The 16,600-nt window shown below is 41.9% G+C and carries 14 protein-coding genes and 1 pseudogene; 10 read left to right on the forward strand and 5 right to left on the reverse strand.

Features of this window, described 5'->3' with window-relative positions:
- Positions 1-69: 69 nt before the first annotated feature.
- The 3 genes from J5O05_RS19555 to J5O05_RS19565 form a co-directional block, all read right to left on the reverse strand.
- Positions 70-3,189 carry an efflux RND transporter permease subunit gene (locus tag J5O05_RS19555; RefSeq protein ID WP_208845316.1) on the reverse strand — a complete coding sequence of 1,040 codons (3,120 nt, stop codon included), beginning with the start codon at positions 3,187-3,189 and terminating at the stop codon, positions 70-72.
- Positions 3,190-3,197: 8 nt separating this feature from the next.
- The gene (locus J5O05_RS19560; protein WP_208845318.1) at positions 3,198-4,313 is read right to left on the reverse strand and encodes an efflux RND transporter periplasmic adaptor subunit; all 1,116 of its coding nucleotides are present in this window, start codon (positions 4,311-4,313) and stop codon (positions 3,198-3,200) included.
- A gap of 242 nt (positions 4,314-4,555) precedes the next feature.
- On the reverse strand, positions 4,556-4,840 hold the full coding sequence (locus tag J5O05_RS19565; protein ID WP_208845320.1) for a hypothetical protein: 285 nt from the start codon (positions 4,838-4,840) through the stop codon (positions 4,556-4,558).
- A 270-nt stretch (positions 4,841-5,110) separates the two neighbouring features.
- On the opposite strand from J5O05_RS19565, the gene J5O05_RS19570 reads away from it, so the two are divergent.
- The 6 genes and pseudogenes from J5O05_RS19570 to J5O05_RS19595 all read left to right on the forward strand — a co-directional run bounded on the left by J5O05_RS19570 (position 5,111) and on the right by J5O05_RS19595 (position 10,577).
- The gene (locus J5O05_RS19570; RefSeq protein ID WP_208845321.1) at positions 5,111-5,593 is read left to right on the forward strand and encodes a GNAT family N-acetyltransferase; all 483 of its coding nucleotides are present in this window, start codon (positions 5,111-5,113) and stop codon (positions 5,591-5,593) included.
- 79 nt (positions 5,594-5,672) lie between these two features.
- Positions 5,673-7,034 carry a DNA-3-methyladenine glycosylase 2 family protein gene (locus tag J5O05_RS19575; protein ID WP_208845323.1) on the forward strand — a complete coding sequence of 454 codons (1,362 nt, stop codon included), beginning with the start codon at positions 5,673-5,675 and terminating at the stop codon, positions 7,032-7,034.
- Positions 7,031-7,493 (forward strand): annotated as a pseudogene (locus tag J5O05_RS22635) (methylated-DNA--[protein]-cysteine S-methyltransferase). Before J5O05_RS19575 ends, J5O05_RS22635 begins: the two are co-directional and overlap by 4 nt.
- Before the next feature lie 127 nt (positions 7,494-7,620).
- Positions 7,621-8,388 carry a substrate-binding periplasmic protein gene (locus J5O05_RS19585; protein WP_208845327.1) on the forward strand — a complete coding sequence of 256 codons (768 nt, stop codon included), beginning with the start codon at positions 7,621-7,623 and terminating at the stop codon, positions 8,386-8,388.
- Between the two features lie 62 nt (positions 8,389-8,450).
- Positions 8,451-9,035, forward strand: coding sequence for a thymidine kinase (locus J5O05_RS19590; RefSeq protein ID WP_208845329.1), 585 nt, complete (start codon positions 8,451-8,453; stop codon positions 9,033-9,035).
- A gap of 132 nt (positions 9,036-9,167) precedes the next feature.
- Complete coding sequence (locus J5O05_RS19595) at positions 9,168-10,577, forward strand: ATP-binding protein (protein ID WP_208845331.1); 1,410 nt, start codon at positions 9,168-9,170, stop codon at positions 10,575-10,577.
- Positions 10,578-10,636: 59 nt separating this feature from the next.
- Here J5O05_RS19595 and J5O05_RS19600 read toward each other — a convergent pair whose 3' ends face one another.
- Positions 10,637-11,827 (reverse strand): acyltransferase family protein, encoded by a 1,191-nt coding sequence (locus J5O05_RS19600; protein ID WP_208845333.1) that lies wholly within the window; start codon positions 11,825-11,827, stop codon positions 10,637-10,639.
- Positions 11,828-11,921: 94 nt separating this feature from the next.
- On the opposite strand from J5O05_RS19600, the gene J5O05_RS19605 reads away from it, so the two are divergent.
- On the forward strand, positions 11,922-12,800 hold the full coding sequence (locus J5O05_RS19605) for a LytR/AlgR family response regulator transcription factor (protein ID WP_244370185.1): 879 nt from the start codon (positions 11,922-11,924) through the stop codon (positions 12,798-12,800).
- Positions 12,801-12,945: 145 nt separating this feature from the next.
- Positions 12,946-13,467, forward strand: a complete 522-nt coding sequence (locus tag J5O05_RS19610) for a DUF2059 domain-containing protein (protein WP_208845335.1) — start codon at positions 12,946-12,948, stop codon at positions 13,465-13,467.
- Positions 13,468-13,662: 195 nt separating this feature from the next.
- Here the strand turns inward: J5O05_RS19610 and rlmF are convergent, their stop codons facing one another.
- A complete protein-coding gene (gene rlmF, locus J5O05_RS19615) occupies positions 13,663-14,520 on the reverse strand; it encodes a 23S rRNA (adenine(1618)-N(6))-methyltransferase RlmF (RefSeq protein ID WP_208845337.1) in 858 nt (285 codons plus the stop codon).
- 180 nt (positions 14,521-14,700) lie between these two features.
- Between rlmF and J5O05_RS19620 the strand changes: the two genes are divergently transcribed.
- Together J5O05_RS19620 and J5O05_RS19625 are read left to right on the forward strand one after the other, a co-directional pair.
- On the forward strand, positions 14,701-15,552 hold the full coding sequence (locus J5O05_RS19620; RefSeq protein WP_208845339.1) for a GNAT family N-acetyltransferase: 852 nt from the start codon (positions 14,701-14,703) through the stop codon (positions 15,550-15,552).
- A gap of 111 nt (positions 15,553-15,663) precedes the next feature.
- Positions 15,664-16,575, forward strand: a complete 912-nt coding sequence (locus J5O05_RS19625) for an alpha/beta fold hydrolase (protein ID WP_208845341.1) — start codon at positions 15,664-15,666, stop codon at positions 16,573-16,575.
- Positions 16,576-16,600: the final 25 nt, after the last annotated feature.

A 16,600-nucleotide genomic window follows, 5' to 3' on the forward strand; every position in this document is an offset into this window, starting at 1 on the left:
TGAATTTTGTAAATACCTAACACGATGCTAAACGGCTTAGCATCGTGTGTTCCTTTAGGTTAAAGATAATTAGTCTGTCGTCTTTGTCGTCATAACGACTAGAACAGGAAGCACAATCAAGGTCAATAGCGTTGAGGTGATAATTCCACCAACAATAACGGTTGCCAACGGCTTTTGAATTTCAGCACCAACGCCAGTAGACATTAGCATAGGTAACAGCCCCATCGCGGTTGTCAACGCCGTCATTAGTACAGGGCGAAATCGAGAAAGTGCACCATGGATGACCGCTTCTTGGACGCTTGTTCCACTTTTCATTCGTTGATTAATGCTATCGATGAGAACGACACCATTGAGTACCGCAATGCCGAATAGGGTAATAAAGCCAATCGCTGTTGGAACAGATAGGAATTGATTAAAGGTGTATAAAGATATCACGCCACCCGCTGTTGCTAACGGCACGTTCACTAAGATCAAGAGCGTTTGCTTTAGCGATTGAAAAGTAATGAACAATAAAACAGCGACCAGTAGTATCGATACGGGAATGAGTATTTGCAGACGTTTCTGCGCTCGTTGCTGATTTTCAAATTGGCCACCAATACTAAAACTATAGCCTGCAGGTAAAAGATTACTCTGTTCGATGGTCTTTTTGATTTCGCTCACAACCGGTTCCATGTCACGTCCTAACACGTTGGCTTGTATTACCACACGACGTTGTACGTCATCACGGCGGATCTGGATTGGACCCGTGGCATATGCAACCGTTGCTACATCTTTAACTCGAACCCAATAGCCGCTTGGTGTTTGTATCGGTAAGGCTTCAATCGCGGAAATGGAATTTCGAAATGATTTTGCGAGTCGAACTCGAATGTCGTAGCGCGCGTTCCCTTCGAAAATTTGTCCAGTAGTCACCCCTCCGATACCTTTCTCAACAATATCCATTAAATCCTTAACGGCGAGTCCATAGTTCGACAGTGCTGTACGATTCGGTTCAATAAGTAACTGCGCTTCCCCTCCAAGTTGTTCAAGTGCGACGTCAGCCGTCCCTTCAATCGTTTTTATCCTCTGTTCTAGTTGGGTTCCCAACAACTGCAACTTTTCTAAATCTTCACCTGTGATTTTGATAGCAAGTTGCGACTTCACACCGGACAACAATTCATCAACGCGTGTTGCGATTGGTTGCGAAAAATTTAGTAGTACGCCAGGAAATTGTTCCAACTGCTTCGCCATTTGTTGTTGCAGTAACTGTCTTGTAAGGCCTTTCGGCCAAGTCTCATGTGGGGTCAGCGATAAAAACACTTCGATATTGTTTACGGGTTCTGGATCTCCGCCTATTTCAGCTCGACCAATACGGCTGACGGCATAATCCACCTGATCAAAGGCTAAAAGAACATTCTCAAGCTTTGGAGCAAGAGTCAGTGCGGTGTCTAAGCTTGCCGAGGGTGCAAGGGTGACTCTTAGATTAATGGTGCCTTCTTCAAGTTCTGGGACAAATTCACTGCCGAGCTGAGGAATCACCAATAGTGTACTGAAAACGATCCCCAGCATGCAGACCAATACTATTTTCGAGGACCGAACCGCTCTGGTTAATAGTCGGAGATAATTCTTTTCTAACACGTTCAGTAGTGGATTTTGTCGCTCGTTTGTTTTTCGCGATAATATTTTACTGGCAATGGCGGGAACAACGACTATGGCAACGAGCATTGACGCGAGTATCGCCAACATAATTGACACAGCCATTGGTTCGAAAAGTTTTGCTTCGACACCTTCGAAACTAAACAGCGGTAAAAACACCACTAGGATAATACTTGAAGCGAAGAAAACAGGCTTTGCAACTTCGCATGCAGCCAGACGTATGGTTTCAGGTGCACAGCGCGACGTATCTTTCTGATTTTCTCTGAGTCTCTTAACCATGTTTTCGACCATCACCACCGATCCATCTACGAGCATGCCGATAGCAATGGCTAATCCTCCGAGTGACATGAGGTTTGCTGAGAGTCCGAGTAGCGTCATTACAAATAACGCGAGCGCGATTGAGATTGGTATGGAGATTAGAACGAGCAAAGTCGCGCGGAAGTCCATTAAGAATAAGAGAAGTACGATAATGATAAATAAAAAGGCGAGTAGCAACGCGAAGACCACGGTATCGATGGCTTTTTTGACGAGTTGTGACTGGTCGTAAATAACCTGAAAAGTGACGCCCCTAGGTAACGCTTGATTGATTTGCTCGACGCGTTGATTTATCGCGTTGATTGTCTCGTTAGTGTTCGAGCCGAGACGTTTCAGAATAATCCCTGTGACGATTTCGCCTTTAGGAGTAACGCGTTGATTGTCATCTTTGACAGACATGGTGACAGCTCCTTGGCGCTCTTCACCTGCAAACTTTACTGATGCGACATCCGCTACTTTTACAATTCGGCCTTCACGGTATTTGACGGGTAACTGCGCTATATCTTGGATAGCAGACTCTGAGCGGATCCAACCAAACCCTCGGATCGCCAGTTGTTCTTCTCCGCGATTTAGATACCATCCACCGACGTTAAGGTTATTTTCTTCGATTGCCTGCATCACGTCTTGCTGAGTAAGCCCAAACGCGTTGAGTTGTTCTGGATTTAACTCCACGCTTAATTGTTTAACTTCTCCACCAAACGACAATACGTCGGTGATACCATCGATGGGCATTAGCAATAATTTTACTACCCAGTCATTGAGGCTGCGAAGCGTCATGTTATCGATACCACTATTTGCATCGGCATCTAGTCGGTATTGATAGATTTGGCCAAGGCCTGATGTGTTTGGGCCGATTTCAGGGGCGGAAATTGTTCCCGGGAGTGACCCTTTGGCTTGTTCAAGCCGTTCGAAAACCAATTGTCGAGCAAAATAGATGTCGACATTTTCCTTGAATACGATGGTGACACCAGATAATCCGGTCTTTGAAATTGAACGGACAGATTCCACGTCAGGCAGCGCATACATCACGGTTTCGATAGGGTAGGTGATGAGTTGCTCCACTTCCTCTGCTGCTAAACCCGGTGCTTCAGTGTTAACTGAGACTTGAACATTCGTGACATCAGGAAAAGCATCTAGATTGATTTTTGGGATGACGATTGCACAGGCCGCGAGTAGGACGGCGAGTACTATGCACACGATCGCACGATTTGAAAGTGCCCATGAAATGATTCTATTGATCATCTTGCCTCCTAATGGTTGTGCGCATCAAAACCGGCTTTAGCCAGTTCGGAAGCCAAGTAGAAAGCGCCTTTCACAACGACATTTGAACCACTATTGAGATCATCTATGGCTATCCCACCCTCAAACTCGCCGAGTCGCTTTACTTCAATGGGAATATATTCTCCAGAGTCGTGCTCGATGAATACTTGCCAATCACCATCGCTCGAGCGGACCAGAGCACTTTCAGGTACCACACTTACATTTTTTCTATTTGCTGGAAGTTTGATTGTGACAAACATGCCTGGATGCAACTGATCATTCTCATTTTTTACATTAAGTCGTACGACTCGTGAGCGTGTATCGGTGAGTGCGAAATGACTTTGTTGAGTGACCATAGCGCTAAATTTCTGACCCAATACCTGCACTTCTACTTGTGTACCGGGTAAGACGTTTAGCGTTTCTTGCAATGGCAGTTGAGCATCAACCCAAAGTGACGATTCGTCCGTAATAAAAAAGAGAGGAGTACCAGCTTCAACACGTTGTCCACGAACAAATTCATCTTTAATGACAACACCTGCTTGTTCTGCATTTAGGACGTACTGGCCCATCTTAGCCAATGGCATTGATGGTAAGGCATCGATTTGACCCTGATCGAGGCCGAATGCTAATAGTTTTCCAGTTGAGCGGCGGAAGTCGATATTAATCAGCTGTTTATCTTTATCACTGATGATGCTGCTGCCTAAATTCTTTACACGCTGCCATTCTTGATATGCACTCAAGTAATTCGCTTGTTCGTTTGCGATATCTGGACTGAATAGTGTAACAAGCTGAGTGCCTAGAGTGACTATGTCGTTTTGCTTCACATGTCTTTGTATGACGATAGACTCCGTTCTTGGCGTAACAATGTAACTTGCGTAGTTATTCGCTCTTACTTCGCCTTGCAAAGTTAATAGCGAGGTTTGTGGTCTTGGCTTAACTTCTTGTATCTCAAGACCAATGTTGGCGACTTGCTGTGGTGTTAATTTTATGGTGTTTTCGTGGCGTTCATCGTCTAAATGAACAGCATTGTTAGCCAAAACCGAAAAGTGGATAAGCATGGAAAATAACACGACGACACGTGCCGACGCGGAAAAATTTAAGTTCATAACGTTTACCTAGCGTGGGGCAAACTCAGCTCATTTTATGGAGCAGAAAACGGGAATTCCTACATAGAAAAGCGAAGCATTAGAATGCTATCTAACATTGCCGCTGACCGTATGCAGAACGTAACTGTATCCAATGACCATAAACAGTCTAACCAACCCCAATAACGATGAGTTTGATTAAACCCGAGCAGGTGAGTCTGCCGAAAAATTTAATTTAAAAAGGTGATTGAAATAAAAATGCGCTAGGCAATGGGCGGTCTAAGCAAGGGCGCGTAATAGCCCTTGGACTGATGTTTAATCCAGTTGAAATTGTGTGTGGTCAGGCCTTCATCAAGGCTAGGTGAGATAGAGCTGTTTACCCAACTAATATGGGAGCCACTGCAATGACCACAATGGTGGCAATCTTTAATGTGGTGTCCATCTGCTTCAGAAGCAGAGTTTACCGTGTTTTTGGTGTCAAGATGATGATCGTGCTCAGTTTGTAAATGACTTTCTGTTATTTGATGTACCGTATTCGAATCAGCCATAGCAGCGATACTCTGAAATGCCACTACGCACATCAAAAGCAACGAGGTAACTGAACGAAATAATGTACTTGAAAACAAAATGACCACCCTAAATTATTCAATGTAAAAGGTATCAAATCTAAACGAGATTGTCATGCATTTGGTGACAAAGTGAAAAACCGGTTTAGCGATGTTAGTAAGCTGCTTTGAATTTTAACCTGTAGCAGTTGCAATCAATCTAACGGTATGGAAGATTAGGGATCCAAATAGTTGCAAATAAAAAAGAGAAAAATGCTCCATATTAGACCAGCAGAAATTGAAGATGTTTCTACGATTTTACATTTTATCAATGAGTTAGCGATATATGAAAAAGAGCCTGATGCGGTTTTCGCGACTGAAGAAAAGCTCATCAATACCTTGTTTTGTGAAGGTGCAACGGCACATGCGATTCTATGTTTTGATGGCGACGACGTCATCGGGTTTGCGGTTTACTTCTTTAACTATTCTACATGGCTTGGTAAAAATGGCCTTTACTTGGAAGATTTATTTGTTAGCCCATCTCACCGAGGAAAAGGGGCAGGCAAAGCCATTATGAAGTATTTGGCAAATCACGCGTTAGAACGCAAATGTGGTCGATTCGAATGGGTTGTGTTGGATTGGAACAAACCCGCAATCGATTTTTATGAAAGTATTGGTGCTCAGGCTCAGAGCGAATGGATTATTTATCGACTCACTGGACAAGCTTTAGTGGATTTTGCCAAAGCTGAACAATAAGGTTCAGTGCCAAATGTGGCTAAATTAGTTCTTAGAAGGTGGTAAGCTTTCGTTATCACCTTCTAACCTTTGTGCGACTATGTATACCAAAACTCAGTTTCAGTCCGCGAGACAATCTCGAGACCCTCGTTTTGATGGGCTATTTTATGTTGCAGTGAAAAGTACAGGAATATACTGTCGTCCTATCTGCCCTGCGCCAATGGCGAAAGAGCAAAATGTTGAATATTTTGAATTTGCACATCAAGCCGCGCAAGCAGGTTTTAGGCCCTGCATACGTTGTCGACCTGACAGTGCCCCAGGAAGTTATGCTTGGCAGGGGACGGGGACAACTGCGAATCGAGCGAAAAAGCTGATTGACGAAGGTGTATTGAATGAGGGGACAACAACCGAGCTTGCGGACCGTTTAGGTATTTCGGTTCGACATTTAAACAAGCTTTTTCAGCAGTACTTTGCAACAACGCCTAAATCCTATGCACTTTATAAGCAATGTGATTTCGCAAAGCAATTGTTACAGCAATCTCAGTTGAGCATCACAGACATCGCCTACGCGAGTGGTTTTTCGTCAGTGCGACGTTTCAATGATGCGTTTTCGAAACTCTATCAGCTCACCCCCTCTCATTTGCGTGCAAAAGGGTCGCAACCGATTACAACATCCATTCGTTTATTCTTAACGTATCGACCGCCATATAACTGGGGTGTGTTACAACGCTTTCTCGCTGCGCGTTTAATTGAAGGCCTCGAATGGATATCGGAGAGCAGCTATGGGCGAACCTTTGAAGTACAGCAGTTTTATGGCCGTTTCACCGCAACCTTTAGTGAGAACAAACATGGTTTCATGGTTGATATAGAAATTAATGATGTCAAAGGATTGCATGTTGTGGTGCAAAACATAAGGCGTGTACTCGATCTTGATGCGGATTGTTCTGTCATTGAGGATCTACTGAAAGGTAAGCTCAGTGCTAACTTTGAGTTAGTAGAAGGACTCCGTTTGCCAGGTATTTGGAGCCCATTTGAAGCTGGGATAAGAGCTATATTAGGGCAACAAGTGTCGGTAAAAGCGGCTCGAACTTATGTGCAAACACTTTATGATCAATTGGGTGTTCAACGGGGAGATCTTAAAACGTTTCCAAACCCTGAGAGAGTTGCGACAAGTGAACTCGATTTTTTCAAAATGCCGGAAAGGCGAAAAGCATCTTTGAAACTATTAGCGGACTATGAATGGCGGACACCTGCGCGCGAACTTGAAGAATGGTTGGCGATTAAAGGAATTGGTCCATGGACAGTCCAATATGCGCAAATGCGAGGGCAAAGCCATCCTGATATCTTTTTGGGTGGTGACTTAGGGGTCATTAAGGCGATGGACAAATGTGAAAAGTTTACGCAGGAAGATGCGGCACCATTTCGCTCATATTTAACGTTTCAACTATGGAGTTTATTATGATCTTTACTGCCAAAATGCCATCGCCAATCGGCGAAATTACGTTACAAGCGACGGAAGATGGGACTCTGTTATGTTGGTTTTCATCCGATATATAAAGAAGTAATTGGTTCGAATAGGCATTTAATGCAAGGAATGACGGAACTGAAAGAGTATTTCAATGGCAGAAGATTTGAGTTTGAAGTTAAGCTCGACGTAAAAGGGACTGTTTTTCAGCAGTCTGTTTGGAAAATACTCAGTACCATTCCTTATGGCCAAACATATAGCTACGGCTGGATAGCGAATAAACTAAATAACCCGAAGGCTGTTCGAGCGGTTGGGGCTGCCAATGGTAAAAACCCAATCAGTTTTATCGTGCCTTGTCATCGAATTATTGGTGCCAATGGGACTTTAACTGGGTATGCTGGTGGTATTAGTGCCAAGGCTTGGCTACTTGAGCATGAAAGAGAACATCACCATTAAATTTACAAGTATCATGCTCTTATCCAACGATTATACTAGACTTGCGGTAAATAAGGATCGAAAAGTTGGCGATTTTTTACTATGCTTCACATACTAACTATGTGAAAGCGAACGTCCTCGAGAATCAATGAAATTTGTCGCTATCTGGGTGTTTAGCCTGTTTTGCTCGTTAACGTGCTATGGTTCTGAAATTGTCTTTTGCTACGAAGATAAAGCACTTCCCCCAATGTTTATGGGTGAAGGTTTTGACGTGCCAAAAGAAGACCCCGGAGCAAGTATTGAGATTTTGCAAAAGATCACAGTCGAAGATCCACACATTCGTTTTCAATTTGTGAGACGTCCTTGGAAACGTTGTTTGGCAGACCTCACTTTAAACAAAGTCGACGCAGTTATCGCCTCCTATCGAGAAGAACGTGAATCTTTTATGGTATTTCCGAAACGAGCGGATGGACGTTTGCACACTCGTCAAGCAATTAGCCAATTTGGTTCGTGTTTAATTGTGAAAAAGACACGGGTTGACAGTCTACAAGGTACGGCAAGTGTCACGGTAGCGGTTCCAAATGGTTACTCTGTCTCTTCTGTTTTAGCTGAGCAAGGTTATCGAGTGATAAACACCTACTCGCAAAGTGATGCCTACGATTTAGTGCTAAAAGGCGTTGTTGATGCAACGGTAGGGGTCTGCAAAGTAGGTCAGGAAAACGTAATTGGTTTTTTACACTCAGATAAACTTGCTGCTAAATACCCTGCATCAGAGATGAATTATGGATTTGTCGCGTTTTCAAAAGGATATGCAAAAGCGCATCCCTCTACTGTAACTACGGTTTGGCGACATTTAGAAAACATGCCGAGCACACCGCTCTATTTGAAATACATTATGAAAGGATTGGAAGACTGAGTTCTTTCGTTTTTTAGCCGTTGTTTGATATTATCCTTTGGATTTTCTATAAGGTAATGACAATGGCACAGCTGTATTTCTATTATTCCGCGATGAACGCGGGCAAGTCGACGACCCTTCTGCAATCCGCATTCAATTATCGCGAAAGAGGTATGACGCCTTTTATTCTTACAGCAGCAATTGACAATCGTTCAGGCGTTGGAAAAGTGGCAAGTCGTATCGGTCTTGAAGCCGATGCACACGTTTACGAAAACGAAACTAACGTGCTGGCGTTAATTAGCGATGCAAATCAAAAACAAAAACTGGATTGTATTTTGGTCGATGAGTCGCAGTTTCTGACAAAAGATCAAGTGCTCCAATTGACAGACGTCGTTGACCATTTAGGTATTCCGGTTTTGTGTTATGGATTGCGAACAGATTTTCGCGGTGAACTATTTTTAGGCGCTCAATATTTACTTGCGTGGGCTGATAAATTAATTGAACTGAAGACAATTTGCCATTGTGGACGCAAAGCCAACCATGTGTTGAGGTTAGACGAGCTGGGTCTTGCAGTTGCAGATGGCGCACAAGTAGAAATAGGTGGCAATGACCGATACGTATCAGTATGCCGAGCGCATTACAAAGAAGAGTTAGCAAAAGTCAGTTAAATCAATTTGTAAATTTGGTCATTTCGGCCCAAGATTACTTAAGTGTGCAAATGCGATTCTAGGTATTAGTTATCGCTATTTGCTCTCGTAAGAACAGACAAACATTCTAAAAAATGTGAGTATCTGGCCGAAATGATAGACAAAGATGCGCCTTTAAGTTTCTTTCAGAAAGAATCTAATGATAATGAGAGTCATGACGAACGAGCATGGCCAGTGCTTATCGTCGATGATGATGAACAGGTTCATATTCTATCCAAATTAGTCCTTAATAATTTCGAGTATCATGGGAAAAAGCTGACAATACTCCATGCCTACAGCGGCGATGAAGCTTTAGCTATCCTTAGAGACAATCCAAACGTAGCGCTCGTTCTACTCGACGTCATCATGGAAACCAACGATGCGGGACTTAGATGCGCGGAGCAAATTCGTAACACCTTGTTGAATGATACTGTGCAAATCGTGCTGCGAACTGGACAGCCAGGAGATGTACCTGAACAGGTTGTTATGCAGCAGTATGATATCAATGATTACAAATGCAAAACAGAACTGACGAAAGAACGTTTGTTCTCGACAGTCACGGCAGCGCTGAGGGCATTTGAACATGTTTCAAAACTCAAGCATTTATCTGATGAACTTGCGTCACTTAATCAAAGTTTGGAGTTGAAAGTAGAACAGCGCACCGCCGAGCTAAAAGCATCCAATGATGAACTTGTCGATGCAATGGCTGAAATCGAACGCCAACAATTTGCGCTTGTTCAAGCTGAAAAACTAGCATCACTTGGTCAATTGGCCGCAGGTGTTGCCCATGAAATTAATAATCCACTCGGCTTTTTATTTTCCAACATTGAATTTTTGGAGTCTTATCTTGGTAAGTGGCATTCAATGTGGAAAGACACAGCAAATGCATCGATTTCAAATGAAGAACAGTATCTTCAACAACTCGAGGTTTTGAAAAAGAATTACCAACTTGATTGGGTTTTTGACGACGCGAAAGACTTAATGGAGGATGTAAAGCTTGGTCTCAATCGTATTCAGGCGATAGTGAAAGATTTAAGTGTATTTACGGCACAAGAGGTACAAGCTGTTGAGGACGTTAATTTATCCAAAATGATTCAGCTGGCTTTGGAAAAGTCACAGGAAATTAAACCGCATAGTTGTGTTGTTGAAACTAAAATACCAGAAGATTTTTTAATCCGATGTATGGGTTGCCAAATTGGTACAGCAATAACAAATGTAATTAAGAACGCGTATGAAGCGATTGTGGACAAGGCAGAAGGTAAAGTGTTCATCTCAATCAAGTCATTGGATAATGGCTGCTTAGAAATTCTGATTGAAGACAACGGAAGAGGAATAGAACCTGACATTTTAAATCGCATATTTGACCCGTTCTTTACCACTAAACCGATTGGCTCGGGGACAGGTCTTGGGCTAAGCATCGCAATAGCGATTATTAAAAGCCATTTTGGCGATATGTATGTCGAGTCTCAACTCGGTTTGCATACTCGAGTGCACATAATGCTCCCTGTAGGCAAACCTCATTGATAAATTCAGCACGCCTTTTAGGTAGCATACTAGATTAAACGACAAATTACTTTGAATTACTAAAAGCGTATTTTATCGGTTCTCGAGTCCTCTGTTAGTTTTAATCCAAACAACCATCGTAATATTTGCACGCGTTTCACTATTTCAAATCCTATTGCACACCCAGCCAGAGTGAACGCAAGTAAAAGCGGAAACTCGATTGTAGGATGTAATAGATATGGCTTAAGCCACCAAGCGAAAACGACGATCAGCGTTTGATGGAGAATGTAATATGGCAAGATAGCTTCATTCAAATAACGTAACCCAGGACTCGGTCGATTAAGCCAATATCCCGCATATCCCACCACTGCAAAAATAAATCCCCAATGGTTTATTGAAAATAGGTAGCCATATACGACCTTTACCACATTATTAGTTTTATACATCACAGCAAGAGAGGTAAACATCCCATGTCTATCTAATAATATAAAGATATAACTGCCAACGGCCAGTATTACAAATAGACGACGTTTTTCGATGAGTTCTGACCACCAATTAGCGTGACGAGGAAAAAAGTATCCAAGAATGAAGGCACCAAAATATTTAGCATGATTGTACCAGTCACCTACTAACGCGTTTGATGGAGGATAGGACTCCCTTAGAAAATACCAACTTAGGACGATGGTTGTCATTGTGAGAATAACAAACGATCTTGTAGAAACATTCGAAAACCACTTTGTATTGGCCATATCACGTAGTATCGGATGAAGCACAATAACAATGACGCTATAAAGCCATAAATAGGGTAAAAACCATAGGTGATTCCACGTAAGTAGTCCTAAAGGGGAATGATGTTCAGTCAGTAATGTTGTTCTAGGATTGATGTATTGACTCCAAAAAGAGAAAAAGCCCGGCTCGATGAGCTGTTGGCTAAGTGCTTCAACGTAAACCTGAGGGGCGATAATGGTAAACATGCAGAAAATGAGCGGAATTAATAGGCGCTTACTTCGGATCAATAGCAAGTCTTGAGTTTGATAACGTTTTAAAACGAGCGACAAGGCAACAGCACTAATAAAAAACAGTAAAGACATTCGCCAAGGGTTTGTTAGCACCATAACGTCTTGTAGCCAGAAGTAAGTCGTATCACTTTTTATATGCCAGCCCCAATCAGCAACGTAGTACATGCCGATGTGATATAGAATTAGTACGCCTAAAGCAATTGTACGTATCCAATCAATATCATAACGACGAAGATTAAGGTTGTTTTCCATAGTCAGCTCCAGTTATATTTTTCTCAAGTGTGACGTGAGGCGTCCAAAAAAAATACGCATAAGTGTTTGTTCTGACTTGTTTTAGGGATTAGCGGTGGATATTGGGGATAAAAAAAATACTTGGTTTGAACGTCTAGACCAACATCAACGTTTTTATGGTTACATGGGCTTGGCAATCTACCTGCTCATCAATAATTCCATTAATGCGTCGACGCAATGGATGGAGTTTACTAGACATGGCAAACCGAGTATTTCGCTGTGGGAGCCATTTGTCTGGGAATACTCCAGTGCATTGAGCACATTTTGCCTAATGCCGTTGTTGTTTTGGCTTTTTCGAACATTTCCACCTCGTTTCAGCCATATTCGCAAACAGATTGTAATTCATTTAGTTGGAACAATTATTTTCAGTTTGGGCCATATCGCTTTAATGGTTTTAATTCGCCATCTGGCTTATCTGTGGGCTGGTGGACAGTATGACTTTGGGGATTGGGTGAGAGAAGGGTGGTACGAATACCGAAAAGATGCATGGGGATATGTATCTTTGTTCATTGTGTATCATCTTGTGCGATTTGGTTTTTCTAGGGTGAAAGGGGAAGCTGTACCTATCACTAGTGAACAAGCTCCAGATGTCAATTCCGTAGAGCCTTATCCTGAGCATTTCTTGGTTAGAAAACTGGATAAAGAGTTTTTGGTTAAAGTTGCCGAAATTGAATGGCTCGAATCTTCAGGTAACTACGTTAATCTACACAGTAATGGGCGTGTATACCCGCTTCGAGGCACTTTATCCAATGTGTTACAGAGACTCAAAGCTGCTGGTTTTAGCCGAATTCACCGTAGCTATGGAGTAAATCACCATGCCATTGAAAGCATTCAGTATCAGACAAGTGGCGATGGTGAAATTAAACTAAAGGCCGGAACTCATTTACCTTTATCTAGGCGATATAAAGAAGAATTTAAACGTAGCTTTAGCTAAGTTTATTCTAGAAATAACGGTATTCAATGAATAGAGTTGATTTCTTGTTCCTAAATAAGGTTTGTGGTAATTTTTCGTGCTATTTGCATCTTAGTGATGTAATTAGCAAAAGATAAATTATTTCATCAAAACATGGAGATTTAGGATGAAAAAACTGTTTGTTTTAGGCTTTAGCTTGGTATTTTCATTTTACGTACAAGCGCAAGATGCGCGACGAGAAGCAGTAGAATCACTACTCACTTCAATGCAAATGGATTCAATGATGGAGTCAATGTATAACCAGATGCAGCAATCTATAGTGAAAAATTCACCCAAACTAGGAAAAACGCCAGAAGAACAAGCGTTATTTGATGAACACACGAAGCAGCTTTTTGATGTAATGCGTACTGAAATGAGTATGGATAAAATGCGAGCAGACATTATTGATGTTTATCTAAAACATTACACTGAAAAAGAAATTGCGGACATGTTAGCATTTTATGAGTCTGAGTCTGGACGTTCCATGCTTACGAAAATGCCTCAGGTGATGTCGGATACAATGCAAGTCTCTATGAAGATGGCTCAAAATTTCTTACCAAAAATTCAGGCGTTGAGTCAGGAATTTAATGAGAAACTTGAAACGATGCGCGCAGAAAAAGCAAATACACAAGCGACTGAGAAAAACTAATCGTGCTTGTTAGATTTGTGTCCTAAGCTTTGTGTTAGTCGTGTGACACAATTTTTTGATCACAGGTAGTATTTCACTTTGTAAAGGTGCTGGCTCTTTTGTACAGAGCCAGTCTTATCCATCTTAACAGGTAATGGGAACATCAAATCAATTCAAACTGAAAGGATATGTATCGTTCCCTTAGTGAGGTTGCTGCTACCAATTCCAAGCTACAAATCGACTTTGTTTATTCCCTTGTTCCATAGCGACAACTTTCCACTTAGCGACGCCCAACTCTTTTGCGTGTTTTTCAAGAGATTTTAAATTATCTGATTTTGACACAAGGCTCGTAAACCAATTTACCTGTTCTGAATATTGCTGGCTTTGAGTTATCATGTTTTTAATAAACTTCAGCTCACCCCCTTCGCACCATAATTCCGGTGCATGACCACCAAAATTGAGATTCGATTGGGTCTTTCCTTTTAAGTTACGCCATTTTCGTTCTGTGCCCGCCTGTGCTTCTTGTGCTGAAGCGTGAAAAGGTGGGTTGCACATAGTAAATGAAAACTGTTCACCGGGTTTAATAATATTATCGAACATCATTTCACTATTTGGTTGATGTCGGAATTTCAAACCAAGGTTATTAAACTCGGACCATTGTTTCGCTAACTTTATTGCTTCTTTATTAATGTCAGAACCGACAAACTGCCAGTTGTAACATTTGAGTCCCAAAATAGGATAAATAGCGGACGCACCAGTCCCAATATCAAGCCCTTTCACTTTTTCATGAGAAGAAAAATCAGGTTGTGTTTCTAGAAACTCGGCTAAATGATGAATGTAGTCAACACGTCCAGGGATGGGAGGACATAAAAATGGACTTGGCACAGTCCAAAAATCTATCCCATAATGCAACTTTAGTAAGGCTTGGTTAAGCGTAATAACTGCTGTTTGATTTGAAAAATCAATGCTTTGCTGTCCTCTTTGAGTAATTACGATATGATTGGACAACGCAGGATATACGGAAACGAGTTGCTTAAAATCGTAGCCTTGGCGATGAATATTTCGAGTATGCACAGTTCTTCGTGTTATAGGCAAAAGATAAGTATACTTTAAACCTAGCCAACAAACATAATCGAATCCGCCATGCCGTACTTTCTATCTTTGGGCACTCAAAGTAAATGAGGGTAACAAGCTTTATTCGGTGGGCAACGCATAGTGCCAGTACTGTGGTTGAGAAATAATTTAGGAATCAATGTGAATAATCAGGAATACACAATCAAAACCATGTCATTAGAGGACCTTAAACTCGCATCAAACTGGGCCGCGCTTGAAGGCTGGAATCCGGGCAAATTTGATGCTGAATGTTACTTTAAGGCTGATCCAAATGGGTTCTTGATGGGGTATTTAGGCGACGAACCTATTGCTAGTATTTCTGTGGTTAACTATGGCAATGAGTTTGGATTTTTGGGGTTTTACATTGTTAAACCTGAATATCGTGGAAAAGGTTTTGGTTATAAGCTTTGGCAAGCAGGGTTGAACTATCTGTCTGGGATCAATGTTGGTTTAGACGGTGTTGTGGCACAGCAAGATAATTACAAAAAATCGGGATTTAAACTCGCATATCAAAACGTCCGTTTTGAACGTTCTGTCGTCGTACCGAAAGCAATTTCGGATGCGGTGTACAATCTTAGCGAAGTCGCGTTCGATAAAGTGGCACAGTTTGAAACAGCTTTTTTCCCAGTTGAACGTAACGAATTTTTGAGAAGTTGGATTGAACATCCAGAGCATATAGCGCTTGGATACCTTATCGATGGCAAGTTGAAAGGGTATGCCGTAGCCCGATATTGTGAAAAGGGAGTTAAGGTCGGGCCACTATTCGCAGATCGTATTGAGTACGCGAAGGCTCTTTTTGATGCAGTTCAAGCTCGCTTACGGGAAGGTGATACAATTTACCTTGATGTTCCTGCTATTAACGAACAGGCACTCACATTGGTGGATGATTATGCGATGAAGCCTTGTTTTGAAACTGCTCGTATGTACACAGGTAACATTCCTGAACTCGATGTTAGACGAATCTTTGGTATTACGTCCTTTGAAATTGGATAGATGAAAAGAAGTATAAGTATTACATAAACGGTGAGCTGAGTTGACATGATTGCTGTCGATTGCCTTAACTGGTAGGATGAGTTTGATTTAACAAAAAGAATAGACATCAGGATGATCAAACAAGAATCGATATTGCTTCCAATTGGCGGTGCAAAACTGCATTTACGTCGAATCTACGATGATGAAAACATAGGGGAACCAGTGTTTTTCATGCACGGAGCTGTCGAAAATGGCAAAATTTTTTATACGGAATCCAACAAAGGGTTAGCGCCATTTCTTGCGGAACATGGCTATGATTGTTACGTTGCAGATCTACGTGGTCGCGGAAAAAGTATCCCCAATATTGGGCCAGGTCACAGCTACGGACAAACGGAGGCTATCCTGGAAGACATTCCGACTATGTTGGAAGGAATAAAGGCACTAAGAGGGAAATATCCTCGCTTTTGGGTTGCACATTCGTGGGGCGGTGTGTTGATGAACAGCTATTTCGCGCGCTTTCCAGAGATGATTGCACGTGTTGATGCCTGTGTATATTTTGGAACCAAACGCAGCCTGTATAATCGACATCCGCAAAAGTTTATACAGGGTAATCTCATTTGGTATGGTCTAGCACCTATTTTAGCTAAGAAACATGGATACCTACCTGCGCGAAAGTTAAAGTGGGGAAGCGATGAAGAAACGGTAAAGTCACATCGTCAAAGTATGGAATGGGCCAAAATTAAACCTTGGGTAGATTCGGATGATAACTTTGATTATGCCAAGACGCTTTCCAATATAGCACTTCCGCCAATTTTGCATATTGCAGGTGTTAAGGATAAAGCATTGGCACAACCGATAGACATTAAAAAGTTTATGGAAGAGTCGGGTTTAGGCAAACAGGAAATTAGGATTTTTGGTAAACGTTTTGGCCATAAATACAATTATGACCACATTAATATGCTTACGCACCCCAATGCACGACTCGACCAATTTCAAGACACGTTACACTGGTTCCAATCCCATCTTAAAAACACATCTCAATAAATGGCCTTGAGGCATTACAAAAATA

Origin of the sequence: Pseudoalteromonas xiamenensis (genome assembly GCF_017638925.1) — a bacterium.
In the GTDB taxonomy this organism is placed as follows: domain Bacteria; phylum Pseudomonadota; class Gammaproteobacteria; order Enterobacterales; family Alteromonadaceae; genus Pseudoalteromonas; species Pseudoalteromonas xiamenensis.